The sequence below is a fragment of the Phenylobacterium sp. genome, from assembly GCF_965229015.1.
Taxonomy (GTDB): Bacteria; Pseudomonadota; Alphaproteobacteria; order Caulobacterales; family Caulobacteraceae; genus Phenylobacterium.
Window position 1 is genome coordinate 651319 of the sequence record NZ_CBDDIM010000002.1, and the last position, 23933, is coordinate 675251.

Consider the following 23933-nt stretch of genomic DNA (forward strand, 5'->3'; position numbering starts at 1 on the left):
GGGGAAAGGTCAGGCTCCCGCGCCAGATCGGCCAGGAGCATGGCCACCATCGGCAGCCTGGGCGGATTCTCCTCCCAGCACAGGAGCGTAACCCTGCCCAAGATCGGCCAACCGAATGATCTCAGTCGTCGTCATCGGCCTTGTCAGGCGACTTCCGCTTGGTCGGAACGCCGACATTCGGTGACTTCTGATGCAGGAACTTCTCGGCCCAATCCGCCTGGCTGCGAACTTCGGTGGCCAACCCCTGGAACAGGTTCGAGAAGGCTGCGACCAGCGTCGTCGTTTCCAGCCGCTGGATTTCCGGCCCCTGTTCGGTGGTGAACTCCTGCAAGGCGATCGCCATGGCGATCATCATCTTGTTGTTGGCGCAGTACGCCGCCAGCTCCGGCATGCCGAGGAACACGGCGGCCAGGATCGCGTAGGGGTCGCTGTCGGTCGCCTGCGCGAACCGAAAGACCAGGTCCACGCTCAACCGTCCGCCGCCTGCCTCGAAGTGCAGGTACGAGCGCGGCGGGAGGCCCATGGCGGCGGCGATCTGACGTGTCGTCATCGACCGAGTTCGTCGCACCGCGCGCAGAGCGAGCGATAGGAGTTGGCTCCGCTTGCGGCTTTCCGGATCACTGGAAGACATACAACCCACACGCCCGATGTTCTACCCATACGTGTCGCCAAACTGTCGCGGTTCAAGAGGTTGATCAACGCTTCCCGCCGGATGTCACGGCGGCCGGCGCCCTCAGGACTCGCTTCAGTGCAGATGAGGAGATATAATGTATAATGAAATACTGAAATAGGAAAAGTGGCGCAAAAATCTTGCGCGATGGCGCAAATAGGTTGCGTCGTGGCGCAAATGTACTGCCGACAACTATCAATTGTAACTTCGGTTTGAATTGTGTATCTATGCGTAGTGGATAAAACGCAGTGTAGCGGCGCGCCGCTTGCAGTCGTGGAGCGCTTTCTTGCGGAGCACGCCCTCGCTCAACAGCCAAGATCCGTTCCGCATGGCGCTGGGAAAGCTGCGCGGGCAGTTGCGGGATGGCGACTACGTGCTGGGCGAGCCGCTCCCCATCGTCGATCTGGCGCGTGGCATGGGGCTCAGCGCGACGCCCATTCGCGAAGCGCTCGCGCGCTTGGCGGGGGAAGGGTTGATAGAGGATCGCCGCGGCCGGGGCTATTTCGCCTGGCGGTTCGACGTGGCCGACCTCGTCGAACTCTACGCCCTGAATCTGTTGCACCTGACGGGCGCCCTGGACATCGCGCTGGCGCGGAAGGCTGTCGGCGGCTCGCCGCGGGAACTGGCCCAGGAGGCCCTGGACGCCATGCTGGCGGGCCTCGGCCCGGCTCAGGGCTTGGCCGCGTTTTCGGAGCACCTGTTCGACCGCGTGATCGCCGAGGGCGGCAACCGGGCCCTGATGGGCGCCTATCGGGCGATATCCGACCGCCTGGGTCCGGCGCGCCGCGTCGAGGCCGAGGTGATCGAGGGCATGGCCGATGAAGTCGCCAACCTCGCCGCATTGTTCGACGCGGCGGATCGGACCGGTCTGCGCGACGCCCTGCGTGGCTTTCATGGCCGAAGGCGCGAAGAGGCTGGAAGCATTGTCGGCGCCATGCGCGCCCGGCGGGCGTTCCAATGAACTATTCTCTCAATATAGTTTCAATATACGGATCTCCGTAGGCTGATGATGTCGCCGCAACCTAGCGGTGTTTTCTAAAATGCACGGAGATTGTGATGCCCAAGATGCGCAAGTTCGGTCTCATCCGGCTCGGCAGCGCCAAGCGCCTGACCAAGGGCGACGAAGGCGTGGGCCTCGAGATCGCGACGTTCCGCCGCGAAGAAGGCTGAAGGCCGGCTTCGTGAGGCGCCGGGCGGGGTCCGCCCGGCGCCGCTCTCCGGGTGGCTCGGCATGCAGAACACGGTGTGGCGCCTGACGCCGCGAACGCATCTCGCCTTCGTCGGCCCGGACCTCGTGGTCTTGGATGTCGAGGACAACGCGTATTTCTGCTTGCCCGGCGCGGTCGGGTCGATCCGCCAGCTCGACGGGGGCGACGTGGTGTTCGAAGACGCCGATCTCGCTGAACAGTTCGCCACCGCCGGCTTCCTGTCGTCGGCGCCCGCCGAGCCCAGGAGCACGCGGCGCCTTCCGGATCGGCCGAGCGCCGATCTGCAGGCGCTGACCGCCGCCTCGATCGACCGCCACGCGATGGCGGGCATGTTGGGGGCCTTCGCCGGGATGCTGCGGCACTACTACGGCAAGCCCTTTTCTCACCTCATCGGCGAAGCTGCGCGGGGCGCGCTCGATCCGGGCGCGGCGGAGCGGCCTCCGTCCATGGCGCTGACGGAGCGGGTGGCCGCCTTCGGGCATCTCCTGCCCTGGGCGCCGTTTCAAGGCGAATGCCTCTACCGATCCTTCATGCTCCTGCGGTTCCTGCGTTCGGCCGGCCATGACGCGCGATGGGTCTTCGGCGTCCGCACCTGGCCGTTCCAGGCCCATTGCTGGCTCCAGGCGGGCGGAACGGCGCTCGATGACGCCGCCGAACGCGTGGCCCCGTTCACGCCAATCCTGGCGGTCTGAGATCCGGCCGTGGCCAACTATGTCGCCCTATCCTGGCCGCCCGAACGTGAAGCCGCGCGGGCGCGCGTGGACCGGCTCCTTGAGGATCGGGTCATGCGCCGCGGCTGGCGGCCGGCCGAACAGGGGGAAGGCTTCTGCATCCTCGTGGAGGCTGCAAGGCCTCTTCGGATCCGCCGCGTCGACGACGACAGCGCTCGCATTCTGGGGGACCTCTTCGACCGTCCGACCGGCCAGCCCGCGGCGGAGATCCTCCCAAGCGGCGGCCGGCGGGCCGGCGTCGAAGCGCTCTGCGCGTATCTGGCGACCGCCTATTGGGGCCGCTACGTGGCCGTCCAGCCCGATCCCTCTGGAGGGATGGCGGTGTTCCGAGACCCATCGGGCGCCCTGGATTGCCTGACCTGGCAAGTCGACGGGATCACGATCGCGGCGTCATCGCTCCCCGACTGGCTGCTGTCGGCTCTGCCGCCCCACCTTGAGCTGAATTGGCATGCCATCGGCGCCTTCCTGGCCGACCCGGCGGCCCTCGGGGCGCGTCTCGGCCTGGACGGCGTCGCCGCGGTTCTTCCGGGAACCCTCCACGGGCCAGTCGCCGGACGGGCGCCGCTGGCAATCTGGCGTCCGGCTTCCTTCGTCCGCGCGGCGGCCCCCGGTTACGCCGAGGCCAAGGCCGTCCTGGCGCGCACGGTGGACATGTGCGTGGCCGCCTATGCCGCGTCCGGCGGACCCCTGCTGGCCGAAGTCTCCGGGGGCCTCGATTCCTCGATCGTGGCGTCGGCCCTGGCGCGAGCGCCCGATGCGCCGGTCGCCCAGTGGATGAACTTCCATGTGGCCGACCCGCAGGGCGATGAGCGCCGCTACGCGCGAGCCATGGCCGATCGCCTGGGCGTGCCGCTCACCGAGATCGCCAAACCGGAACTCGCCCTGACCCATGACGGGCTGGACGATCAGATCGTCGGGGTCAGGCCGAGCCTCAACGGCATGGACCGGCATTATGACGTCGACATCGCCGAGCGGTGCGCCGCCTTGGGGGTGCGATCCATCCTCACCGGGCAGGGCGGCGACATGATCTTCTTCCAGGCGCCGACGCCCCTGGTCGCGGCCGATCTATGGCGCCGGCGCGATGGCCGACAGGCGGCCATCGGGGACATCCAGGTCATCGCGCGCTGGACCCGGCGGTCGGTCTGGTCGGTCCTGCGCGCCGCAGGCCTCGCCGCCACCGGCTTGGGAGGCCGGCGGCGGCGGCCACCTCCGGCTTTCCTGACGCCACAGGGCGCTGCTCTCGCCGCCGACGTCGCCCTTCATCCTTGGCTTGAAGACCTGCGGGGCGTCACGCCCGCGAAGCGGCTGCAGATCCGAGGCCTGGCCAACGCGCAAGGGTTCTTCGGCGACTGCCGGCGTGCCCGGCGGGCCGAACTCGTCCATCCGTTGCTCTCCCAACCGATCGTCGAGCTTTGTCTGGCCATTCCCGCGATCGACCTCACGCGCGGCGGTCGTGGCCGGGCGCTCGCCCGCGAAGCCTTCGCCGATCGCCTGCCGGACCTGGTCACGCGGCGGCGGTCGAAGGGCGACCTGACGGCCTATTACGGGCGCATGCTGGGGCGCAGCCTCGAGATCCTGCGGCCCTATCTTCTGGACGGCCGCCTGGCGCAGGAAGGCCTCATCGACCGTGATGCGCTGGACGAGATGCTGACCGAGACGCACCTGATCTGGCGCGGTGATTATCCTGATCTTTTGCGACTGCTCGCCGTGGAGATCTGGCTGCGACGCTGGGCGAGCCGCATCGGCGATCTCGCATCCCACCGTCATTGACCGGCGGCCGGCGCGGTCAGGGCCCGATCCAACCAGTCGAAGACCTCGGTATAGAGGACGCGGATGTTGGCGGGGCTCGAGGGTATGTGGCCCTCGCCCCAGAGGGTCATCAGGATTGCGTCCTTGTCCTGCCGATAGAGCGCCGCGAACATCTCCTCGCCCTGGGCGAGGGTCACGAAATCCTGGTCGCCATAGATCAGGAACACAGGTGTCCTGATCCGGTCGGCGGCCAGCACGGGGCTATTGCGGACGTAGCGATCGGGATCGCGCCACGGCGGGGAGCCGAGGCTGGCCTGGCCGCTTTCGGCCCACCCCATGTGCAGCGTGGTCGGATAACCGTCCTCGGGCGCCATCCGGTAGAAGGGCGGGACCGAGCCCCAGCCGCTGATCAGGTCCGCCTTGGCGGCCTGGGCGATGATCGCCCTGAACCGCGTGGTCTGGGTCGCGGTGACAAGCGCGGCGTAGCCGCCGAAGCTATGGCCCCAGAGCGCCAGCCGGTCGCGATCGACCAGGCCCTGGTCGGCCGCCACGTCGACGATCTTGAGGATCTGGTCGGCTAGGCCGGCGGCCGGCTCGCCGGTGGCGCGGTCGCGCGGCAGGCTCGGGACCAGCACGGCGTAGCCGTGGGCGGCGAGGAGCTGGGCGTTGGGCGTGAAACTGGGGGCGCCGGCTGCATAGCGCACCGGCGGGCGCGGATGCATCGAGCCGGGATAGGGCAGGACGACGAGCGGCGGGCGTGACCCTGGTCGGCGGTTCGGCGGCAGATAGAGCCAACTCTTGAGGGCCTGTCCGGCGGGCCCGATATGGTCGAGTTCTCGGATTTCGGCGCCGTCGACCTTGGCGAGCTCCGCGTTGACGGTCAGCACGGGCAGCGGCGGTCCGCGCCGCCGCGTCAGGGCAAGCCGCTGGACGCCGTGGTCGTCACGCATGCGCACCACGATCTGATCATCTCCAAGAGCGACGAAGGCCGTGTCGTCGGCGATGCGGAACGAAGCCGATGTCGTATCCGACGTGACGCGCTCGACGGCGTCCGGCGTGGACGTCAGCAGCCAGCCGCGGCGCGGCGGCGCGTTGACGACGAACCGTTCGCCGAGACCCAGGGCCACAATCGGCCGCGCCCGCCGACCGCGGCCGTCGGTCAGTCGCCGTGCCTCTCCAGTTGGGTCGACCTGCCAGGCCGCGCCATCGGCGACCAACAGAAGCGCCTTCGTGTCGATGGCCGAGAGGGTCGGCGGCGGCTCGGACAGGCCCTTGGTGAGATTGATCGCCTTCGCGCCGCCGAGTCGGAACCAGTCGGCGCGTCCCTTCGACCCAAGGCGCCGCCCATAGACGACTGGCTGAGCGCCCAGCCAATCGGCCCGGACAATGGCGATGCCTTCGGCCGTATAGGCGACGTCCGGCTGAACGACGCCATGACCCGCCGGCGAGAGCCGTCCGGTCGCGGCGTCGATCATAAGCAGCCGCCCCGCCGACCAGGCCTGGCCGCGGTCGCGCGCGAACATGAGCAGGGCGTCGCCGGCTGGCGACCAAGCGAGCAGATGGGTGAGCACGTCACAGGCTTCGCAGGGCGTGCGGACGGCGCCCGTCGCAAGATCGACGATGGTGAGGGCCCGTCGATGCGCCGGCGTACCCACCCGGACCGCCGCGTCCGCCTTGGGCTGCAGCGGCTCGGCGTCTGCGACGGCGGCGACATAGCGGCCGCTCGACGACAGCTCGAGATCGAAGAAGCCGCCCTCGGCCAGGGTCCGAACCGCCCCGCTGCGGAGATCGACCTTGAGCAGCCGGCGCGGCGCGGCAGGCCGGCGACGGTCGAGGAACCGGCCGCTGCCGGCCAGGGTGACGGCCGCCACGCGCCCCTCGGCCGCTCGCCGCCAAAGGTCCGGAAGGCGCGCCGTCGCCTGCCAGCCGGTGCGCAGGTGAAGCGGGACCGTGCCGGTCGGAAGGGCGATCAGGACGAGCTCGGTCTCGGAGCGCCACTGGACGGTTCGCCCATAGAGGGCCTGTTCGGTGGGAAGGCCGAGCCAACGGACCTGGCGGGTGACGAGATCGACCACGCCGGTGTCCCAGGTCCGGTCGCGGAACCGATAGACGACCATGGACCGCCCCCGCGGTGAGAAGGGGCCGGCGACATAGCCCGCGCCGGCCTCCGGTATGATCAGAGGCTGCGCCAGGTCCGGGTGATCGAGGTCGACAATCCGGAGCCGGCCCAGAGCCGGCTGCCGATAGCCGTCGAAATCGAAGCTCGGCGCGGTGTCATGGGCCGCGAGCGTTTCGGCCACCAGCCACCGGCCGCCCGGCGCGATCGCCGCCTGGCCGAGATCCTCCAGTTTCAGGAGATCGTCGAGCGAGAGCGGCCGGCCGGCGGCCGGCCCGTACGACAGGGCCAGGCACAAGGCCGCGATCTGCGGCAGCCGGCATCTGGAACGGGTGCGCATCCGAGGTCTGCCTGGACCGTCAGGTCACCAGCGTTTGGTCAGTTGCAGCGAGGCGAACCGACCGATCGGATCGGCGTTGGCCGGGTCGTAACCGACCCCTTGCGGGGCGTCGTAGAACGGCGGCGCGCGATCGAACAGGTTCTGCACCGAGAGCGCCAGCAGCAGGCCCCGCGCCGGTCCCGCCGTCGGCCGCCAGCGCAGTTGCAGGTCCGCCGTGGTCCACGAGCCCACCCGGTGGCCGACGCTGTCGTGGTAGTCATCGACATAGTTGACGCCGAGCGTCGCGCCGAAGGGGCCGCGGGTCCAGCTCACCGAGCCCTGGGCGCGCAGATCGACGGGCTGGCCCGCCACGTCCACGAACTGGGTCCATGACCCGTCCGGGGTGACCTGGCGCTTGTAGTCGATCAGATAGGTCGCGTTGGCCGCCAGATCGAAGCGATCGGCGCCGACGTCGAAGCCATAGGACGCGGCCAGGTCGAGGCCGCGGACGTGGAAGCCGCCGGTGTTGACGAAGCGGGCGTCGACGATCGCCGTATAGGCGTTCGCCGGAAACAGGCCGGCGCTCGACGAGGTCGACTGCGCCAGCAGCGCCGTCACGCGCGCCAGATCGGCCGGATTGTTCGGATCGACGGCATGGACGAAGGGCGCATAGATCGGGTTGCTGAGGACGTTGTAGATGTCGTCGCTGACAGGCTGGGCGATCTGGTCGGTGAACTTGATGTCGAACCCGCCGGCGCTGAGCCGCAGGCCGGGGATCGACTTCGGCGCGATCTCCACGCCGGCCGTCCACGACCTGGCCGATTCCGGCTCCAGGTCCAGATTGCCACCCACTTGGAGGAGGACCAGCTTCTGCGCCCCGCCCTGGGGCAGGAAGCCCGGCCCCGCGTCCTGAACTTCATAGACCTCCGACAGGGCGGGGGCGCGGAACGAGGTTCCGTAGCTGGTGCGGACCGTCACCCCGGCGGCGGGCGACCAGATGAGGCCGACCTTCGGATTGCGGGTCGTCCCGACATCGTCGTAGTGCTCGATGCGGCCGGCGATCGACGCTTCGAGACGTTCGATCCCCGGGACCGCGTTGTCCGGACCGACGATCGGAACGCGAAGCTCGAGAAAGGCCGCGCTGACGGTGCGCTCATAGGGTCCCGAGGTCTGCGTGAGCGGAGAAGACTTCGAGGTCAGGCCCACGCTGCTGGTTTCGAACCGTTCACGGCGGACCTGGACGCCGACAGCCGCCTTCATGTCCCCGCCGGGCAGGGTTAGGACGACGCCGTCCGCCTTGGCGTTGGCCGAGGCGACCTGGCTGTGATTGCGCGACGCCACATAGCCGCTGCCGACGAAGTCGAGCACGGTGCGGGAATTGGCGGCGCCTTCGCCATAGGCGTTGAAGTAGCCATCGCGCGCCGCGCTGAAGCTGGTCGCCGGGTCGTCGGCGATGGTCCCCAACGCCTCCTGCAGGAAGCGCGTATTGAGGCGATGGGTGCTGGATCGCTTGCCTGTCTCCTCCGCAAAGGCGCCATAGGCCTCGGCGCGCCAGGTCTTGCCGACGTCGGCGGTGAGGCCCGCCGAGGTTCCTAGGCTCTCGGAGCTGCCGGTCGAACGTAGCGGTCCCAACTCGTCGGTGAAGGAATAGGCGATCTGGTTGGAGGTCGCGCCGTTGGGCGAGACGAAGAAGGGGTTGTTGCGGTTGACGGTGATGAGCGCGACCGACCCCGGCAGCGCATAGGCGAATTCCCGCCGGCTGTAGCGGGCGTCCGCCATCAGATCGATGCGCTCGCTCAGGGCTTGGCCGACGTTCAGATAGACGCTGTTGCGTTCCTGCTTGGGAAGGATGTCGGCCTGAGCGCGCTGGTTTTCGAGATTGACCTGACCCGCCAGGAAGCTCGCTGGCGTCAGACCCGCTCCGTTCTGCCCCGGCGGGATCGCCCAGGTCGGCACGTAGGCGGAGGTCGCCGCGTCCCGCCGCATCACATTGCCGGGGTGGCTGTAGAACAGCCTGCGGTCGGTTCCCCCAAGCGGCCGCAAATCGGCGTTGGCCGTGAAGTCCCGCTCGGCGCCGGCCAGCGCGTCCCGGTGATAGTACTCGTAGGACAGGAGGGCATGACCGCTGGCCCAGGTCTTGCCGAACGTCGGGCCGAACTGCCGCTCCTGGGCTGCGCCGCCCGACGCCACGCCGAGCCTGGCCCGCGTTTCCGCGCCGTCGAAGTTGCGCCGCAGGATGATATTCACCACGCCGCCCACCGCGTCGGACCCATAGAGGGCCGAGGCGCCGTCGAGGAGGACTTCCACACGCTCCACGGCCGCCGTCGGTATGGCCGACACGTCGGCGAAGTCGCCCTTGAGGCCGGTCCCTGCCATGCGGCGGCCATCGACGAGGACGAGGGTGGCGGAGGTCCCCAGGCCACGCAGGTTGACGCCGGTCGAGGCCACGGCGTTGGTTCCAAGGCGGTCCGAGCCCGTGAGGAAGGTGTCGGGCGATCCGACTCCGCCGAAGTTCTGCGGCAGCTCAGAGAGCAGGTCGGCGACGGTGGCCCGGCCGGTCTGGTCCAATTGCTCGCGCGAAACCGTCACGACCGGCGACGGGCTGGCCGTGGGGCCGCGGATCAGCGTTCCGGTCACAACCACTTCGGAAAGCGTGGTCGATGCTTCCGCCGGGGCTTGGCCGGGCTTCTCCTCGACGAGGGCGGACGGATCCGAGCCGGTCACGGTCGAGTTCGCAGTCTCCGAAGCGCCCGAGCCGCCGCCGAGCGCGACCGGTGTGGCGCGCAGCTTGAGGACGATCACGTTCGGCCGGCTGCGCTGGACGGCGATGCCCGTCCCGGCCAGAAGCCGGTCGAGCGCTTCGTCGGGGGACAGGCGCTCCTTAAGGCCAAGGGAGCGCCGGCCGGCGACGAGTTCGGCCGGATAGATGAGCTGGCGGCCGGTTTGCACGGCGTAGGCCATCAGCGCCGCGTCGAGCGTGCCGGCCTCGATGTTGAAGGCGACGGCGGTCGTCGGCGGCGCGGGCGCGCAGATCGCGGCGGCTGGGTTGGCTGCGAGCGCCGCGGCGAGGCTGGGCATGATGAGCCCGTGACGAAGATAGCGGTGGTGGAAGCTTTTGGCGGTCAATTCGGGGTCCCCTCTGACGCCGCTCCGGCGCCCGTCTTGAGACGGGTTTCTGGGTCGTCGGACGGCGCGTCTGTGGGATAGACGCGAGCGCCCAAGGGAGACCCTGGCGAGGGTCAGAAGATTTTTATCCGCCGGGCGCGGGCGCGGGCGCGGGCTCTGGCGGGGCGGTCAGGTGGATCGCACCATCAGCCTGCCGCGTGGCGCGCAGGCCGTGGAGATCGCTGACGGCGGCGACGAAGGCGTCGGTGTCGCCGCTGTCGAAGACGCCGGTCACCGGAATCGCGCCGACATCGGCGGCGTCGAGTTCGATCTTCTGCGCGCTGTATCGGTTGATCTCCGCGATCGCGGCGGTCAGCGGCACGGCGTGGAACGTGATCCGCCCGGTCGTCCAGCTTGTGGCGGCCGCGACGTCTACGGCCTTTTGTACGGCAGGCGCGCGACCGGTGGTGAGCTGCTCGCCCGGTTTCAGCGTCCAGCGGCGGTCTTGGGCGGCGTCGCGGGACGCCGCCGCGCGAACCTCGACCGCGCCCTCGACCAGGGTGACGCGGACGCGGCCGTCGTCGCGGCGAACATCGAAGCGAGTCCCGATGGCGCGCACGTCGGTTTGGCCGGCGTCGACGATGAACGGGCGGCCCGCGTCGTGCGCCACCTCGAAGAACGCCTGGCCACGATCGAGCTCGACGCGGCGCACGCCGCTGCTGAAGCGGACCTTCAGGCGGGTCTGGGTGTCCAGGCGAACGCGCGAGCCGTCCTCAAGCCGCACGAGGCGCTGTTCGCCCACTCCTGTGGAATAAACCGACCGCGCGTCGATGATCTGCACGCCAGCGAAGACGGCGACCGCCGCGACGACCGCCGCGCCGACGCTCGTGAGCGGCCGGCTCCTGAGGGCCGCCAGAATGCGTTTCCAGGGATTGGCCCTACGGGTTCGCGCGAAAGCCGCCGACACCGCGGCGTCCATATCGGGATCGCCCTTCAGCGTCCCGCCTTTGCGCCAAAGCGCTTCGATGGCGGTGTAGGCCTCCCGATTGCCGGGGGTCTGGCGCCAGACACGGAACTCCTCGAGGGCCGCGGCGGAAATCGAGCGCGTGTTGAGGCGCGCGAACCAGGCGGCCGCCTCTTCCTTCGCACGATCGGCAAGAGGTGATGAAAGGCTCATGGCGTGTCTTCCGTCGCCTAATCCTGCACGCGCGCCGCGCAATGGGCCAGGGCCCTGGACATCCGCCATTCAACCGTCTTGATCGAAAGCCCACTGTGAGCGGCGATTTCTTCATAGGTCAAACCGGCGATCCGGCTCAAGACAAACACATCCCGGGACGCATGCGGCATCGACAAGAGGATCTGCTTGAAGAACAGCGCCTCGACCTGATCGGCGTCGATGCGTTCGGCGGCGTCCACCGGATCCTCGACAGCAAATTCGACCTGCACGCCCCTGACGTTGTTTCGCCGCATCTGGTCGCGGGCCAGGTTCGACGCCACCCGCATCAGCAACGCTTGCGGCCGGCGGATCTGCCCAGCGGCCTCGTAGGGCGCGATGCGGACATAGGTCTCCTGGACGAGATCGTCTGCCGTGTCGCCGATGCTCGCGCCGAAGCGGCGTCGTAGCATCGCCGTCAGCCAGTCGGCATAGCGGCGGTAGAGGATATCGAGCCCATTGTCTCCGCCCTGCGACGGCGGAGCTTGCGCCGTTTCGGGCCGTCGCTGAGATCGTCGCATGCCGCGTGCTCCCACTGGTGTCAGAGCGGGGCGGCGGCGGTTCAGCCGATCTGTTGGAAATCCTAAGCGGGACGTTGTGGCCATGGCTCGCGTTCGCGCGATCGCGAGCTCGCCTTCCTCCTTAGGAAGGCGAACACCAAGGCGCACACTCGCAAGCCGCGTTCAGAAGGCTCAGGTCATCGCAAAGGGGTTTCCACGCCCCTGCCGACGCTCTCACGCCGACAGGGGGAATCCTGAATCAAATAATTCCGTCACGCAAGGCAGGGGCTGATCTGACTCTGGGAATGGGGGCGAGCGTGGAAACCTCTGCGATTGAAGAGGCCGCGATCTTCAGAACCGACCGCCGCCGATTGCCCCCGGCTCCAGGTCGGCCCCTATGTCGCGGCGCCCGCATGCAGATGATTATGACCGCGAAGCAGGCTCGGCAAGGCGCGCGCCGCGAGCGTTGGCTAGTCGCCGATAGGGCGACGCCTCGGCACGATGCCGCCTATGGCGTCTCCGAGTTCACACGTTAAGATTGCTTCGCCGGTTCGAACCGCAGCCATCAGGTCGGGGAGCCTGCGGGCATGTCCAGGCGCTTCGGCGCTAAAACCCGCGGGGATCGTTCGCACGATCTTTCCACCTCCCCGACTTTCAGCCGGTCGCCGGCTTGGCGGTTTCATCCGCCAGCGCTTCAACCAACGTCAGGACTTGGCGTCGCCACCTTGCCGGCAGCTGTGGGACGAGTTCGGCCAGTCTGACGCCTTCGCTGGAGGAAAGGAACGCCCCGATCATGGCGGCCTGAGCGCCATCGACGGCGGCCGTCGGGTCCTGGGTGTCGGGCAGGCCCTCGAAGAACGTGGCGACGGGGACGTTCAGGAACTGGGCCGCCTCGAACAGCATCGAGGCGCTGACGCGGTTGGCGCCGCGCTCGTACTTCTGGATTTGTTGGAAGGTCAGCCCCAGCGCCTGGGCCAACTCGCTCTGGCTGGCGCGTCTGAGGTTCCGCTGCATTCGGATGCGCGCGCCCACATGCAGGTCGACGGGGTGGATATTGGGCTTGGGCGGCATCGCGAAGGCTCTCCGGCGGGGTGGTCGTCTCCTTGAGAAAACGCGCAGGAGAGGGTGCGACCCTGGAACGTCCGCCAGATTTCAGCCGTCCCGTTGCGTGGCAAGCCGAGACGTCCGAGACGCGAGTTCCTAGGCCGATGCGGCCTCAACCAGAACCGCGATCCGCTCTTCGCAGATTTCGCGGACGAGCCCCTGCAGGCGGGTGATCCGCTCGTCGAGCCAGGCGAGCTCTTCGCGCGTGATCTTGTAGCGGGCGGAATAGCGGGCCTCGACATAGGCCCGGCGAAGCAGGTCGTAGCCGCGGCGCTCGAACTTGTTGGAACCGGGCCAGATCCCGATCAGGCGCGCGTCGAGTTCCTCGGCGAGGTCTCGCAGCCGGTTCATCCGATGGGTCTTCGGGCTGTAGAGCGTCATCACCAGCAGGACGCAGTGGTAGAGCTTCTCGGCGGACTGGTGCAGGAGGAACGCGGCCTCTTTCGACATTCCTTTCCGGCAAGCATCCTCGGAGAGGCTCTGAAAGTTGCCCGCTCCCACGAACCATTCTTCGAAGTACGCTTTCGTCTCCGTTAGCGCATCCAGCGCCGACAGCGGCTGCGGATCAACGAAGGGATGGCCGGGCTCGGCGTGGAGCAGGATACCGTCGCGCAGGATGTCCATGAAGAAGTAGCGGCCGAGCTTCAGCTTCTCATTCACGTCGTCGAGGCTGTGAACCACCAGGCTGGGCTGGGTGCGCAGCTTCTCGCCTGAAGCCAGTTCCTTGAGTAGGCGCTTCTCGGTCTTGTCCCAGAATTCGGCGAGGTCGGTGAGGTCCTCATGGTTGACCACCACCAGCAGGTCGTAGTCGGAGAAGTAGCGTCCCACCGGATCCTCGACCCAGTCGCCCCGCGCATAGCTGCCGAACAGGATGATCTTCAGGATGCGGCCGTTCTTGAAGCGCGGCATGGTCCGGTGCGCGATCGCCTCGGCGAAGCCCTCGCGCAGAACCTCGACCACGAACTCCAGTTCCTGGCGCTTGCCGGCGGGGAGTTGGTTCAAGCGCGTCTTCATCAGTCCCTGCGGCCCGTCGGCGTGAGGCGGCGTCCCCGTCTTGGCGGGCGTGTCCATGTCTATAGCCTCTCCATCGCGGTCGCCGCCTGCGAGGTGAGCAGGAAAAGCCGGTTCGGGCGAGAGGGGAAGGCACGGAAGCCGAACGCGCCGTAGAACCGCGCGGCGTGCGCATCCTTGGCGTCCACCACGATGGCGAAGACGGCGAGCGTGCGCCCCGCGCCGAGGATGCGCTTGATGGCGTCGGCCAACAGCAGGTCGCCGATCCCTTGGCCGCGCACCCGCTCGTCGCGGGCCAGCCGGCCGATCAAGGCGGCGGGAATGGCGTCGTAGCGCGGCAGCTTGCCGGCGAGGCCTTCGGGCAGGTCATCGAGCGCCAGGGTGAAGGCGCCGAGGCTGTAGAAACCCACCACGCCCAGCGCGTCATCGACGGCGACGAAGACGCGCGCGACATTGCGGCGTTCGTCCTGGCCGGCCCGCTGGCGGAACCAGGCGTCGAGGTCGGGCTGACCGCAGGCGAAGACGCCGCGATCATGCTGTTTCGTGAGCGCCTCGATCGCGACGGCCAAGCGTCAGCCCAGCCGGTCGCGGTGGGCCCGAAGGGCGGCGACGAGCCGGTCGGTCGGCTCCGGCGGATTGGTCACGGCGTCCAGGAAGGCGTCGCGGTCGGCGCCGGTCAGCACCAGGCGCTCATGCTCGTCCAGCACCCGGCGCGCGCCCTCATAGGCGAGGTCGCCGGCGGTCAGGCCGCTGACGGCCATGGCTCGCTGGATCAGGTCCTTGGCGGAGGCGGCGACGCGCAATTCGATGCGCTCCTTCTTCAGTTCGCGCGGAGCGCTTTGGCTGGATGAAGTGGCGGCCATGGGTATGTCCTTTCGCCGGGAATGTACGGCAAAAGTCCGTGCGCTACAAGATCGCCGCGCTGTCGACGATCCATATGCCGGGGTCGGCCGAATATTGCGCGTATATCCGGTCAATATGCTCGCTTGGATCGCCAGAATGCGCCTGTCTGGACCCCGGCGGCCGCAACGGCCGTCGCCAGCGAGGGGGCGAACCTGCCGTTTCCCACCGCTCATCTGAAAGATCTCGACGAGGCTGCGCCGCGGACCGCCGTCACGGGCGGCCGGGCGCACCGCGCGGCGATCAAGCTGCACCAGTTGCGCTACATCATGAGCGCCGCCCATCACGGCAGCTTTCGCCGCGCCGCCTGCGCGCTCGACGTCCAGCAGTCGACCATCTCTCGCCGCATCCGTGAACTGGAGGAGCGCTTGGGCGCTCCGATCTTCGAGCGCGGCCACTTTGGCGTGCGGCTCACGCGGGATGGCGAGCGGTTCCTGGACGGTGCGCAAGGCGCGCTGGCCGAGCTCGACCGTGCCGTCGATCGCATCGGCGCGGCAGCGCGCACGGAACAAGACCTCGTCAGGATCGGTCTCCTGGCGCCGTTGACCGGTGGTTTTCTGGACCGCCTGCTGCGCGCCGCCGTCGGCAAGTGGCCAACTCGCCAATTCCTGATCACCGAGGCGTCGTCGCGCGATCACATCGCCGCTCTCCGCGGTGGGCGACTCGACGTCGCCTTTCTCGTGGGGCGGCCTTCGGTGGCAGGTTGCGCAGTTCGGCCGCTCTGGCGCGACAGCCTCGTCGCCGTCGTGCCGAGCAGTGATGACCTGGCCGCCTTGGCCGAGGTGAACTGGTCTGACCTGATCGGGCGGCGGTTCCTCATCCCCGAGGCCGGTCCCGGGCGTGAGATGGAGGATTTCCTCGCCCGCCGCCTCGCCAGGCGGGGCGGACAGGCGGTTATCCTGCGCCAGGCTGCGGGCCGCGATACCCTGCTGCACCTGGTCGCCCTCGGACAGGGCTTGATGCTGGCGCCGGCCTCGGCGTCGGCGACCGGTCCCGATAGCGTCGTCTACCGGCCCATCGCTCGCGCCATTCTGTCGTTCAACGCGATCTGGTCGCCGAATAATCCCAAGCCGGCCGTTCACCGACTGCTGGCCTTGGCGGAGGCGCTGTCTTGCAACGACCGCGACGGCAGCCGTCGTCTTGTCAGGCCGGTGGGGACCGACGTCGGAAGCTGACACGCTCGCCTGAGAGCAAGGTGGCCTCATAACCTGCATCCAGCCACGCACGGTGCTGCACGGTCTTAGCGTCGTCCGCGACGTCGTTGGACCACCAGTCATGATGCTGCGCGCCCTTCGGCAGCAGGGCATGGAGAATACGCTCGAGATCGTCGAAGCTGAGCTCGAGCGGCTCGCCGCGCTTGCGTCGCAGATAGGCGCGGAGCGGATCGTACTTGCCCACGATAGAAATCCCCAATCGAACTGGGTCCGATCCTTATCGTCCAGCACGGGAGCCACAAGTCATCTCGGGGTTCAGTCTGCGCGCCGCGCCTTGGCGAACGCACGATCCGTCGCCATGAACCGCGCCAGCATCGGCGCGACCAGCTTGGCCGGCTCCCCGATCGGCCGGCCGGTCTCGCGCGCCAGCGCCGCAGCATAGGCCACGAGGTCGCGATGGATCGGGGCCGGCAATTCGGGTGTCAGTTTGACCGGCTTGTCATCGGCCAGCGGCCCCAGCTTGAGCTTGGCCATCATCGCGCCTCCGAGGAGATGGGCCCAAGGACGAGGTCGCGGGTGACCAGGACGCGAAGTGGGAACCCTGGGCGGATGGTGAGCAACGGCTGGACATTCATCTGCCGACGGACGATCTGCTGGCCGGTCTGGTTGATCGTGTCCTGGGTCCCGCGCCGGATTGCCCGGGCGAGCTCATCGTCGCTGTCGGAGCCCAGTTCGGCGCCGACACCCAGCAGGGTCGAGAGCATCGCCGCCTTCGCCATCATGCCCCAATGGTTGTCGGTCCGATCCTGCAGGCCCGCATAGCCTGCGCCATCGACGCCAGGCTGACGATCCAGCGTGATCGAACGGCCGTCCGGAAGGATCAAGCGGTCCCAGGCCAGCAGGATGCGGGTCTGCCCGAACGAGACCTCGGAATCATATTCGCCGATCAGGCGCGCGCCTTGGGGTATCAGCAGGATCTTGCCGGTCGGGCTATCATAGACGTTCTGCGTCACCTGGGCGGTGATCGGTCCCGGCAGGTCGGAGCGGGCGCCGGTGATCAGGGCCGCGGCGATGACGCCGCCAGCCTGCAGCACATGGGGCGAGACTGGCGGGTTCAGCCGGCCGGAAGCCGTCGTTGACGTCGGAGCGGCGGCGTCGAGGAACGCGCGCTTGGCCGCCTGGTCGTTCTGGTCAGGAGTGTCGGATGCCGCGACCGCGGGTGCGGCGACGCCATCGGGGCCCAGCGATCCGGGAAGGGACAGATCGGCCGGCGCGGACGCGATGCGGTCCGCGGCCGCGGTCCGCTCCTCGCCGCTGGCGAACAGCCGGCTGGTCCGCGCCGCCTCGCGCGCCTGACGCGCGGCATCGGCGGCGGAGGCTTGCGGACCGGTCAGCGCCGGCGCGCCCATGGGCGGCGCTGGACCCTCGGCGCCGCGCAGATGGGCGCTGAGGATCGGCCGGCCGAGATCGCCCGGCAGCGGTGGTCCAAGCTGGGGGATTTGGGCGTAATCCTTCGGCGCAGAAGTCAGGCCCTCGGCGGTGGTATGGCTGTCGGTGCTGTAGAGTTCCGCCCGCGTCTTGGCGGGGCCGCGCGTCTGCAGGGCGTAGATCAGCGCGCCGCCGACCGCGAGGGCCGCGACCGCCCCCATCGCGGCGAGCGTCTTGCGCGACAGGCGCATGACGCGGGGCGGATCGGCGCGCAGCCGCAGGGCCGCGGCCGGGGTGGCGGACGCTTCGCCAAGCTGGGGAGCGCTCATCGTCGCGCGGTCCCGTCGGCGCGGACGAGGCGCACGCGCTGCTGCGAGCGTTTGTCGCCCAGGCGCAGCTCGGCCGCCCCGAACAGCCGGTCGACGATCATGTGCCGGCCGGCGACACGGTAGTTGACCAGCTCGCCCGCGCCATCCGCGCCCAGGACGAATAGTGGCGGCATCTCGCCCTGGCCGATTCCGGCCGGAAACTCGATGAACACCTGCCGGCCGTCGTCGAAGGCGCGCAGCGGCCGCCAGCCTGGCGCGTCGCCCTCGATCCGATAGCGGAACCGGAGCGCGTCGACCTCGACGCCGGCGGCGATTGGCGCGGCGCTCGCAGCGGCGGCGTTGCGGGCCCTGAGCGCGATGAGCTGGTCCTGCGGATAGGTCCAGGAGACCGAGGCCATGTAGGTCGCCGCCGTGGCGCGCAGCTCCAGGTGATAGGTGCGCCGATCGGTGTTGATCACCAGGTTGGTCGCCAGGTCCGCAGCCGTCGGCTTGACGAGGATGTGGACACGCTTGGCGGCCCCGGCGCCGCTCTCGGTGTCGCCGATGATCCAGCGCGCCGTATCGCCCGCGGCGACCGGCCCCGCGCCGGCCAACTGCTCACCGTCCTGCAGCGCGATGTCCGTCACCTGGCCGGGCGCCGTATAGACTTGGTAGAGCGCGCCCTCGCTCCAGGGATAGCGCTGCATGGCGTTGATGAAGCCGCCCTGGGCCGGCTGCACCCGGGCCGCCGCGTTGGCGGCGCCGACCCGGGCGCGGGGATCGGAGGCCACCGGCGGCGACGGGGCGGCGACCGGTTTGAGTTGTCCGGGGAGCGGCAGGGGCGTCGGGATTGCCACCACCACCACTGGCTTGGGCGGCTCCGACGTCAGGACGGCCAGCGTCGCCTGCTCGGCGTCGTAGGCGATGGCCGGCGGCCTGGCCGCGCCGGCGCAGCCGGCGGTGGCAAGTCCGGATATCAGCAGCACCGGCAAGGCGGTTTTGCGCGACGGCGTGATTGTCATTGGGCGAGCTCTTTCGACCAGTTGATGGCGGTGACGAAGACGCCCAGGGGGTTCTTCTTCAGGCGCTCGGCGTCGCGGGGCGGCTGAAGGACGACGGTCACGATCGCCGACCAGCGCTCGGTGGCGGCGAGCGCGCCGTCCTGATAGCGGCGCTCGGTCCAGGCGACGCGGAAGCTGTCGGGCGAGGCGCGGATCACGCTGGAGACGTCGACGGCCACCTGGACCTTGCCGACCTGGGCGAAGGGGTCACTGGTGCGGGCGTAGTCGTTGAGCGCCAGCGCGATCGTAGGCGCGCAGCCAGTTCTGCCGCACGACGATAGGATCGGCGGGGATGGCGCGGACCTGTTCGATGAAGCGCGCCAGGTGGAAGGCGACCTGCGGATCGCTCGGTCGGTAGCCGGCGGCGGCCGGCGCGACGGCTTGGGCCTCGCCAAGCTTGTCGACCTGCACGACCCAGGGGACGACGCTTCCCCGCGCGGTCGTCCAGACCAAGGCGGCGGTCAGGGCGAGGATCACGCCGGCTTCGGCCATCGCCAGCGCCCAGACGTTGCGGCTGCTCACCGCGACCTGCCCGACCCGATCGTCCCAGACCTGCCGCGCGCGGCGGTAGGGGGTGTCGGGCTCGGGCGTGCGGCCATAGCGCACGGTGGGGCGTCGGAACATCGTCAGGATCCTTCCGAAAGATCGATCGAGGCGCCTGCGCCGCCCCCGTCGCCCGAGCGGACGGCATGGGCGGCGGTCGAGGCGCCATGGGTCAAGGTCTGCTCCGTCCGCATCCGCTGCGCCCAGGCGGGCGGGCCGCCGCCGGGTGGCGAGGCGGGATCGGCGCTCGGGGCGGCTGTGCCGGTCGCGTGCTGCTGGCGCGCGGCGTCGAAGCGCGCGCGTAGGCCGTCGGCAGCGCGGCGCAGCGGGCTGGCCGCCGCCGATCCGGCGGCCTTGGCCACGCCCGTGGCGCCGCCCGCCTGATAGGCGCCGGTCGCAGCCCCGGCCGCGCTCGCCGCGCCTCGCGCCGCGCCGGCCATGGCCCCGGCCGCGCCGCCGACGGCGAGGCCAGCGACCGCCCCGCCCGCGGCGAGGGCGCCGCCGGCGGCGAGGCCCGTCGCGACCGCGGCCCCGGCGCCAAGTTGCGGGCCGCCCGAGACGATGCCGTTGGCGATGCCGGGGCCGAAGATGCCCAAGCCGAGCAGCGACAGGGCGCCCAGGACGATGGCCAGCGCCTCTTCGATCGAGGGCTGGGCGCCGCCGAAACCGGCGGTGAACTGGGAAAACAGCGTCGAGCCGATGCCGACGATCACGGCCAGCACCAAGACCTTGACCCCGGAAGCGACCACATTGCCGAGCACCCGCTCGGCCAGGAAGGCGGTCTTGCCGAACAGGCCGAAGGGGATGAGCACGAAGCCGCAAAGCGTCGTCAGCTTGAACTCGATCAAGGTGATGAAGAGCTGCACCGCGAGCACGAAGAAGCTCAGCAGCACGATCAGCCAGGCCAGCAGCAGGACCGCGATCTGGATGAAGTTCTCGAAGAAGGCGACATAGCCCATCAGGCCGGAGATCGACTCCAGGATGGGCCGGCCCGCGTCGATGCCGACCTGGGCGACCCGGCCGGGGCGCAGGAGGTCGGCGGCGGAGAAGCCCGATCCCGACGCCTTCAGGCCCAGGCCCGCGAAGCTCTCGAAGACGATGCGGGCGAGGCCGTTCCAGTTGCCGATGATGTAGGCGAAGACGCCGACGAACAGGGTTTTGCGGACCAAGCGCGCGAGGATGTCGTCGCCCTCGCCCCAGGTCCAGAACAGCGCCGCCAGGGTGATGTCGATCACGATCAGGGTGGTGGCGATGAACGCCACCTCGCCCCCCAAGAGGCCGAAGCCTGAGTCGATATAGGACGTGAAGACGCCCAGGAACTGATCGATGACGCCTGTTCCGTTCATGGCGCTAGCGCCCTTCCGGCGGGCTTGCGGCGCCGAGGAATCGGCGACGGCTTTCCGCCCAAGCCGTCAGGCAGGCGGCGTCGCTGGCGCCGGCCTCGCCCAGCGCCTGGCATCGGACGAGCGCCGCACGCAGCGGATCGGCGGCCGCGGCCGGCCGTGGCGGGGTCGGCGCGAGCGCCGGCGCCGGGGGCTCGTGGAGCTGAACGGCGGTCGCGAGGATCGCCAGGACCACGAAGGCGACCGCGCCAAACCGCAAGATGAGCGAGGTGTCCATGGCGCGGCTCAGTTGTTGAACATCTTGGCGCCGCCCGGCTGGTAACCCGGGCCGGGCTGCAGGAACCGCCGCAGTTGCTCGCGCGCCTGGTCCTGGGCGGACGCCCGCTGGGCGGCCTCTAGGTTCTGGGCGCGGCCCTGGGCGGCCAGCAGGGCGGTCAGATCGCCGAGTTGCTGGGCCTGCAAGGCGAGGAGCTGGTTGCCGGCCTGGGCGGCCTGAAGCGCGCCGGTCGCCGACTGGCTCGCGCCGACCAACTGGCTCATCTGATCGCGGGCGCCGTCGAGATTGCCGACCACGCCGGCCTGGACCTTCAGGGCGTCCTCGAAGGCCGCCACGCTCGTGGTCCAGCGCTCGCGGGCCCCATCGACCAGGGCCTGGTCGGTGGCCTTCAGGTCGACGCCGCCGTACTGGGTCTTGAAGGCCTGATCGATCTGCTGGACGTCGTAGGCCAAGCGCTGAGCCTGGCCGAGGAGTTGTTGCGTGCGTTGGATCTGCCCCTGCAGCGCCTGCAGCGACGAGAACGGCAGGCTCGCCAGGTTGCGGGCCTGGTTGATCAGCGACTGCGCCTGGTTCTGCAGGGCGGCGATCTGGTTGTTGATCTGCTGCAGGGCGCGCGCGGCGGTCAGTACGTTCTGGGCGTAGTTCGTCGGGTCGAAGACGACGATCGCGGCGGCCGGTGGGGCCGAGACAGCGAGCGACAGCGCACAGACCCCGGCGATCAGGGCGCGGCGGGCAAGGACGGCAGTCATGGCTCAGGTCTCCAGGTTCAGGGTTGGGAGGAGGTCGGCCGCCCAGCCGAGATCGCGGGCGCGCAGCCAGGCGGCGGCGAAGCCCTCGCGGCCGTGTTCGGCCAAGAGGCGGGTGATCAGGATCTGGTCGGGCTTGGAGATGGCGGCGAAGGCCAGCGCCACCTCGCCCAGGCCCAGCTCGAACAGCCGGTTTCCGCGGCGCGACTGGCAGTAATAGTCGCGCTTGGGGGCGGCGCGGCTCAGGATCTCGATCTGGCGATCGTTGAGCCCGAAGCGGCGATAGATGGTGGTGATCTGCGGCTCCAGCGCGCGGTCATTGGGCAGGAAGAGACGCGTCGGGCAGCTCTCAACGATGGCCGGGGCGATGGCGCTGGTCTCGATGTCGGCGAGCGATTGGGTGGCGAAGAGCACCGAGGCGTTCTTCTTGCGCAGGGTCTTCAGCCACTCGCGCAACTGGGCCGAGAAACCCGGATCATCGAGCACCAGCCAGCCCTCATCGACGATGATCAGGGTCGGGCGGCCATCCAGCCGGGCTTCGATGCGGTGGAAGAGATAGGCGAGCACGGCCGGCGCCGCACCCGACCCGATCAGGCCCTCGGTCTCGAACGCCTGGACCGCGTCATAGCCGAGGTACTCCGCCTCGGCGTCGAGCAGCCGCCCGAACGGGCCGCCGACGCAGTAGGGGGCGAGCGCGCGTTTTAGGGGCGCGGACTGCAGCAGGACGGCCAAGCCCGTGAGGGTCCGCTCGCCCACCGGCGCCGAGGCCAACGAGCTTAGCGCCGTCCACAGATGATCCTTGGCCTCGGGCGTGATCGCGGCGCCCTCGCGGACCAGGATCGCCGCCAGCCAGTCGGCGGCCCAGGCGCGCTCGGCCAGGTCGTCGATGCGGCGCAGGGGCTGCAGGGCGACGCCGGGCGCCTCGGCGTCATCTCCGCTCGCGCCGACGGCGCCGCCGAGATCGTGCCAGTCGCCGCCCATGGCCAACGCCGCCGCCCGGATCGAGCCGCCGAAGTCGAAGGCGAAGATCTGGGCCTCGGCGTAGCGGCGGAACGACAGCGCCATCAGGGCCAGCAGCACCGACTTGCCCGCCCCGGTCGGGCCGACGACCAGGGTGTGGCCGACATCGCCGACATGCAGCGAGAAGCGGAAGGGCGTCGCGCCCTCGGTCTTGGCGTAGAAGAGCGGGGGCGCATCGAGATGTTCGTCCTGATCGGGCCCGGCCCACACGGCCGAAAGCGGGATCATATGGGCGAGGTTCAGCGTCGAGACCGGGGGTGTGCGGACATTGGCGTAGACATGGCCCGGCAGGGAGCCCAGCCAGGCCTCCACGGCGTTGACGCCCTCGGCGATCACCGTGAAGTCGCGGCCCTGGATGATTTTCTCGACCAACCGCAGCTTCTCGGCGGCTTTGGAGGCGTCCTCATCCCAGACGCTGACCGTGGCGGTCACGAACGCCTGGCCGATCTGGTCCGAGCCCAGGTCCTGCAGGGCCGCGTCCGCATCGGCGGCCTTGTTGGCGGCGTCGGAGTCCAGCAGCACCGAGGCCTCGTTGGTCATCACCTCCTTGAGGATGGCGGCGATGGACTTGCGCTTGGAGAACCACTGCCGCCGGATCCGGCTGAGCAGCCGGGCGGCGTCGGTCTTGTCGAGCATCATCGCGCGCGTCGACCAGCGATAGGGAAAGGCCAGGCGGTTCAGGTCGTCGAGCACGCCCGGAAACGTCGCGGTCGGGAAGCCGACGACGGTCAGGGTGCGTAGATGGTGGTCGCCGAGACGCGGCTCGAGCCCCCCGGTCAGCGGTTCGTCGGCGAGCAGGACGTCGAGGTGCATCGGCGTCTCGGGAACCCGCACCCGCTGGCGCTTGGTCGAGACCGTGGAGTGCAGATAGGTCAGGGTCTGCGCGTCATCGAGCCAGGCGATCTCGGGGACAAAGCCCTCGACGAGCTGCAGCACCCGCTCGGTGCGGTCGATGAAGCCCTTGGCCTGCTCCCACGCGTCGACGCCCTTGGCCGCGCGACCCTCATAGAGCCAGCCCTCCGCACGGGCGGCGTCCTCGGCTGGCGGAAGCCACAGGAAGGTCAGGAAGTAGCGGCTTTCGAAGTGGACGCCCTCCTCGGCGAACTGCTCACGCCGTTCGAGGTCCACCAGCGCCGAGGCCGGGTCGGGGAAGGCGCCCTCCGGATAGTGCGCCGCCGGCGTCCGCTGGGCCTCGACGAAGATCGCCCAGCCCGACCCCAGCCGGCGTAGCGCATTGTTGAGGCGCGCCGTCACCGCGACCAGCTCGGCGGGTGTGGCGCTGTCGAGGTCCGGCCCCCGAAAGCGCGCCGTACGCTGCAGGGCCCCGTCCTTGTTGAGGACCACCCCCTCAGCGACCAGGGCCGCCCAGGGCAGGAAGTCGGCCAGCGCCGGGACGGAGTTGCGGTAGACGCCGAGCTGCATCATGG

The 23933-nt window shown here is 69.4% G+C and carries 21 protein-coding genes and 1 pseudogene; 4 read left to right on the plus strand and 18 right to left on the minus strand.

Annotated elements, in window-relative coordinates:
- Window positions 1–121: 121 nt before the first annotated feature.
- Window positions 122–550, minus strand: coding sequence for a hypothetical protein (locus ACO06I_RS19490; RefSeq protein WP_421934280.1), 429 nt, complete (start codon window positions 548–550; stop codon window positions 122–124).
- 406 nt (window positions 551–956) lie between these two features.
- Here ACO06I_RS19490 and ACO06I_RS19495 point away from each other — a divergent pair, with 406 nt between their 5' ends.
- The 3 genes from ACO06I_RS19495 (at window position 957) to ACO06I_RS19505 (ending at window position 4379) form a co-directional block, all read left to right on the plus strand.
- The gene (locus ACO06I_RS19495; protein WP_421934281.1) at window positions 957–1631 is read left to right on the plus strand and encodes a GntR family transcriptional regulator; all 675 of its coding nucleotides are present in this window, start codon (window positions 957–959) and stop codon (window positions 1629–1631) included.
- A 270-nt stretch (window positions 1632–1901) separates the two neighbouring features.
- A complete protein-coding gene (locus ACO06I_RS19500; RefSeq protein WP_421934282.1) occupies window positions 1902–2570 on the plus strand; it encodes a lasso peptide biosynthesis B2 protein in 669 nt (222 codons plus the stop codon).
- A gap of 9 nt (window positions 2571–2579) precedes the next feature.
- Window positions 2580–4379 carry an asparagine synthase-related protein gene (locus ACO06I_RS19505; protein WP_421934283.1) on the plus strand — a complete coding sequence of 600 codons (1800 nt, stop codon included), beginning with the start codon at window positions 2580–2582 and terminating at the stop codon, window positions 4377–4379.
- Here ACO06I_RS19505 and ACO06I_RS19510 read toward each other — a convergent pair.
- From ACO06I_RS19510 to ACO06I_RS19545, 8 genes are all read right to left on the minus strand, one after another.
- Entirely contained in the window at window positions 4373–6814 is a 2442-nt protein-coding gene (locus ACO06I_RS19510; RefSeq protein ID WP_421934284.1) for a prolyl oligopeptidase family serine peptidase, read from the minus strand. The two genes, ACO06I_RS19505 and ACO06I_RS19510, sit on opposite strands and share 7 nt — an antisense overlap.
- Window positions 6815–6838: 24 nt before the next feature.
- Window positions 6839–9919, minus strand: a complete 3081-nt coding sequence (locus tag ACO06I_RS19515; protein WP_421934285.1) for a TonB-dependent receptor — start codon at window positions 9917–9919, stop codon at window positions 6839–6841.
- A gap of 124 nt (window positions 9920–10043) precedes the next feature.
- Entirely contained in the window at window positions 10044–11075 is a 1032-nt protein-coding gene (locus tag ACO06I_RS19520; protein WP_421934286.1) for a FecR family protein, read from the minus strand.
- A 17-nt stretch (window positions 11076–11092) separates the two neighbouring features.
- Entirely contained in the window at window positions 11093–11632 is a 540-nt protein-coding gene (locus ACO06I_RS19525) for an RNA polymerase sigma factor (RefSeq protein WP_421934287.1), read from the minus strand.
- Window positions 11633–12265: 633 nt separating this feature from the next.
- Entirely contained in the window at window positions 12266–12682 is a 417-nt protein-coding gene (locus tag ACO06I_RS19530) for a helix-turn-helix domain-containing protein (RefSeq protein WP_421934288.1), read from the minus strand.
- 129 nt (window positions 12683–12811) lie between these two features.
- Window positions 12812–13786 (minus strand): HEPN domain-containing protein, encoded by a 975-nt coding sequence (locus ACO06I_RS19535; RefSeq protein WP_421934289.1) that lies wholly within the window; start codon window positions 13784–13786, stop codon window positions 12812–12814.
- Window positions 13787–13788: 2 nt separating this feature from the next.
- On the minus strand, window positions 13789–14295 hold the full coding sequence (locus ACO06I_RS19540; RefSeq protein WP_421934290.1) for a GNAT family N-acetyltransferase: 507 nt from the start codon (window positions 14293–14295) through the stop codon (window positions 13789–13791).
- A 3-nt stretch (window positions 14296–14298) separates the two neighbouring features.
- Window positions 14299–14589: a DUF1778 domain-containing protein gene (locus tag ACO06I_RS19545; RefSeq protein WP_421934291.1), complete on the minus strand. Its 291-nt coding sequence runs from the start codon at window positions 14587–14589 to the stop codon at window positions 14299–14301.
- Window positions 14590–14712: 123 nt separating this feature from the next.
- On the opposite strand from ACO06I_RS19545, the gene ACO06I_RS19550 reads away from it, so the two are divergent.
- Complete coding sequence (locus tag ACO06I_RS19550) at window positions 14713–15801, plus strand: LysR family transcriptional regulator (protein WP_421934292.1); 1089 nt, start codon at window positions 14713–14715, stop codon at window positions 15799–15801.
- Here the strand turns inward: ACO06I_RS19550 and ACO06I_RS19555 are convergent.
- The 9 genes and pseudogenes from ACO06I_RS19555 to trbE all read right to left on the minus strand — a co-directional run bounded on the left by ACO06I_RS19555 (window position 15770) and on the right by trbE (window position 23931).
- Window positions 15770–16024, minus strand: coding sequence for a DUF7662 domain-containing protein (locus ACO06I_RS19555; RefSeq protein ID WP_421934293.1), 255 nt, complete (start codon window positions 16022–16024; stop codon window positions 15770–15772). The genes ACO06I_RS19550 and ACO06I_RS19555 overlap by 32 nt on opposite strands.
- Before the next feature lie 71 nt (window positions 16025–16095).
- The gene (locus tag ACO06I_RS19560) at window positions 16096–16314 is read right to left on the minus strand and encodes a DUF2274 domain-containing protein (protein WP_421934294.1); all 219 of its coding nucleotides are present in this window, start codon (window positions 16312–16314) and stop codon (window positions 16096–16098) included.
- On the minus strand, window positions 16314–17537 hold the full coding sequence (locus ACO06I_RS19565; protein ID WP_421934295.1) for a TrbI/VirB10 family protein: 1224 nt from the start codon (window positions 17535–17537) through the stop codon (window positions 16314–16316). The genes ACO06I_RS19560 and ACO06I_RS19565 overlap by 1 nt, the downstream gene beginning before the upstream one ends.
- Entirely contained in the window at window positions 17534–18538 is a 1005-nt protein-coding gene (gene trbG / locus ACO06I_RS19570) for a P-type conjugative transfer protein TrbG (protein WP_421934296.1), read from the minus strand. Before trbG ends, ACO06I_RS19565 begins: the two co-directional genes overlap by 4 nt.
- Window positions 18535–19201, minus strand: a pseudogene (trbF, locus tag ACO06I_RS19575) (conjugal transfer protein TrbF). The gene trbG and the pseudogene trbF overlap by 4 nt, the downstream one beginning before the upstream one ends.
- A gap of 2 nt (window positions 19202–19203) precedes the next feature.
- Window positions 19204–20466: a P-type conjugative transfer protein TrbL gene (trbL, locus tag ACO06I_RS19580; RefSeq protein ID WP_421934297.1), complete on the minus strand. Its 1263-nt coding sequence runs from the start codon at window positions 20464–20466 to the stop codon at window positions 19204–19206.
- A gap of 4 nt (window positions 20467–20470) precedes the next feature.
- Window positions 20471–20740, minus strand: coding sequence for a putative entry exclusion protein TrbK-alt (gene trbK-alt / locus ACO06I_RS19585; protein ID WP_421934298.1), 270 nt, complete (start codon window positions 20738–20740; stop codon window positions 20471–20473).
- An 8-nt stretch (window positions 20741–20748) separates the two neighbouring features.
- Window positions 20749–21489, minus strand: coding sequence for a P-type conjugative transfer protein TrbJ (trbJ, locus tag ACO06I_RS19590; RefSeq protein ID WP_421934299.1), 741 nt, complete (start codon window positions 21487–21489; stop codon window positions 20749–20751).
- Window positions 21490–21492: 3 nt separating this feature from the next.
- Entirely contained in the window at window positions 21493–23931 is a 2439-nt protein-coding gene (trbE, locus tag ACO06I_RS19595; RefSeq protein ID WP_421934300.1) for a conjugal transfer protein TrbE, read from the minus strand.
- Window positions 23932–23933 lie beyond the last annotated feature (2 nt).

Bases quoted from the DNA above. Each gene is read 5' to 3' on its own strand.
- ACO06I_RS19565 (WP_421934295.1), bottom strand. From the start codon at position 17,537: ATGAGCGCTCCCCAGCTTGGCGAAGCGTCCGCCACCCCGGCCGCGGCC.
- ACO06I_RS19535 (WP_421934289.1), bottom strand. From the start codon at position 13,786: ATGGACACGCCCGCCAAGACGGGGACGCCGCCTCACGCCGACGGGCCG.
- ACO06I_RS19560 (WP_421934294.1), bottom strand. From the start codon at position 16,314: ATGGCCAAGCTCAAGCTGGGGCCGCTGGCCGATGACAAGCCGGTCAAA.
- trbJ (WP_421934299.1), bottom strand. From the start codon at position 21,489: ATGACTGCCGTCCTTGCCCGCCGCGCCCTGATCGCCGGGGTCTGTGCG.
- ACO06I_RS19530 (WP_421934288.1), bottom strand. From the start codon at position 12,682: ATGCCGCCCAAGCCCAATATCCACCCCGTCGACCTGCATGTGGGCGCG.
- ACO06I_RS19500 (WP_421934282.1), top strand. From the start codon at position 1,902: ATGCAGAACACGGTGTGGCGCCTGACGCCGCGAACGCATCTCGCCTTC.
- ACO06I_RS19490 (WP_421934280.1), bottom strand. From the start codon at position 550: ATGACGACACGTCAGATCGCCGCCGCCATGGGCCTCCCGCCGCGCTCG.
- trbG (WP_421934296.1), bottom strand. From the start codon at position 18,538: ATGACAATCACGCCGTCGCGCAAAACCGCCTTGCCGGTGCTGCTGATA.
- ACO06I_RS19545 (WP_421934291.1), bottom strand. From the start codon at position 14,589: ATGGCCGCCACTTCATCCAGCCAAAGCGCTCCGCGCGAACTGAAGAAG.
- trbE (WP_421934300.1), bottom strand. From the start codon at position 23,931: ATGATGCAGCTCGGCGTCTACCGCAACTCCGTCCCGGCGCTGGCCGAC.
- ACO06I_RS19510 (WP_421934284.1), bottom strand. From the start codon at position 6,814: ATGCGCACCCGTTCCAGATGCCGGCTGCCGCAGATCGCGGCCTTGTGC.
- trbL (WP_421934297.1), bottom strand. From the start codon at position 20,466: ATGAACGGAACAGGCGTCATCGATCAGTTCCTGGGCGTCTTCACGTCC.
- ACO06I_RS19520 (WP_421934286.1), bottom strand. From the start codon at position 11,075: ATGAGCCTTTCATCACCTCTTGCCGATCGTGCGAAGGAAGAGGCGGCC.
- ACO06I_RS19525 (WP_421934287.1), bottom strand. From the start codon at position 11,632: ATGCGACGATCTCAGCGACGGCCCGAAACGGCGCAAGCTCCGCCGTCG.
- trbK-alt (WP_421934298.1), bottom strand. From the start codon at position 20,740: ATGGACACCTCGCTCATCTTGCGGTTTGGCGCGGTCGCCTTCGTGGTC.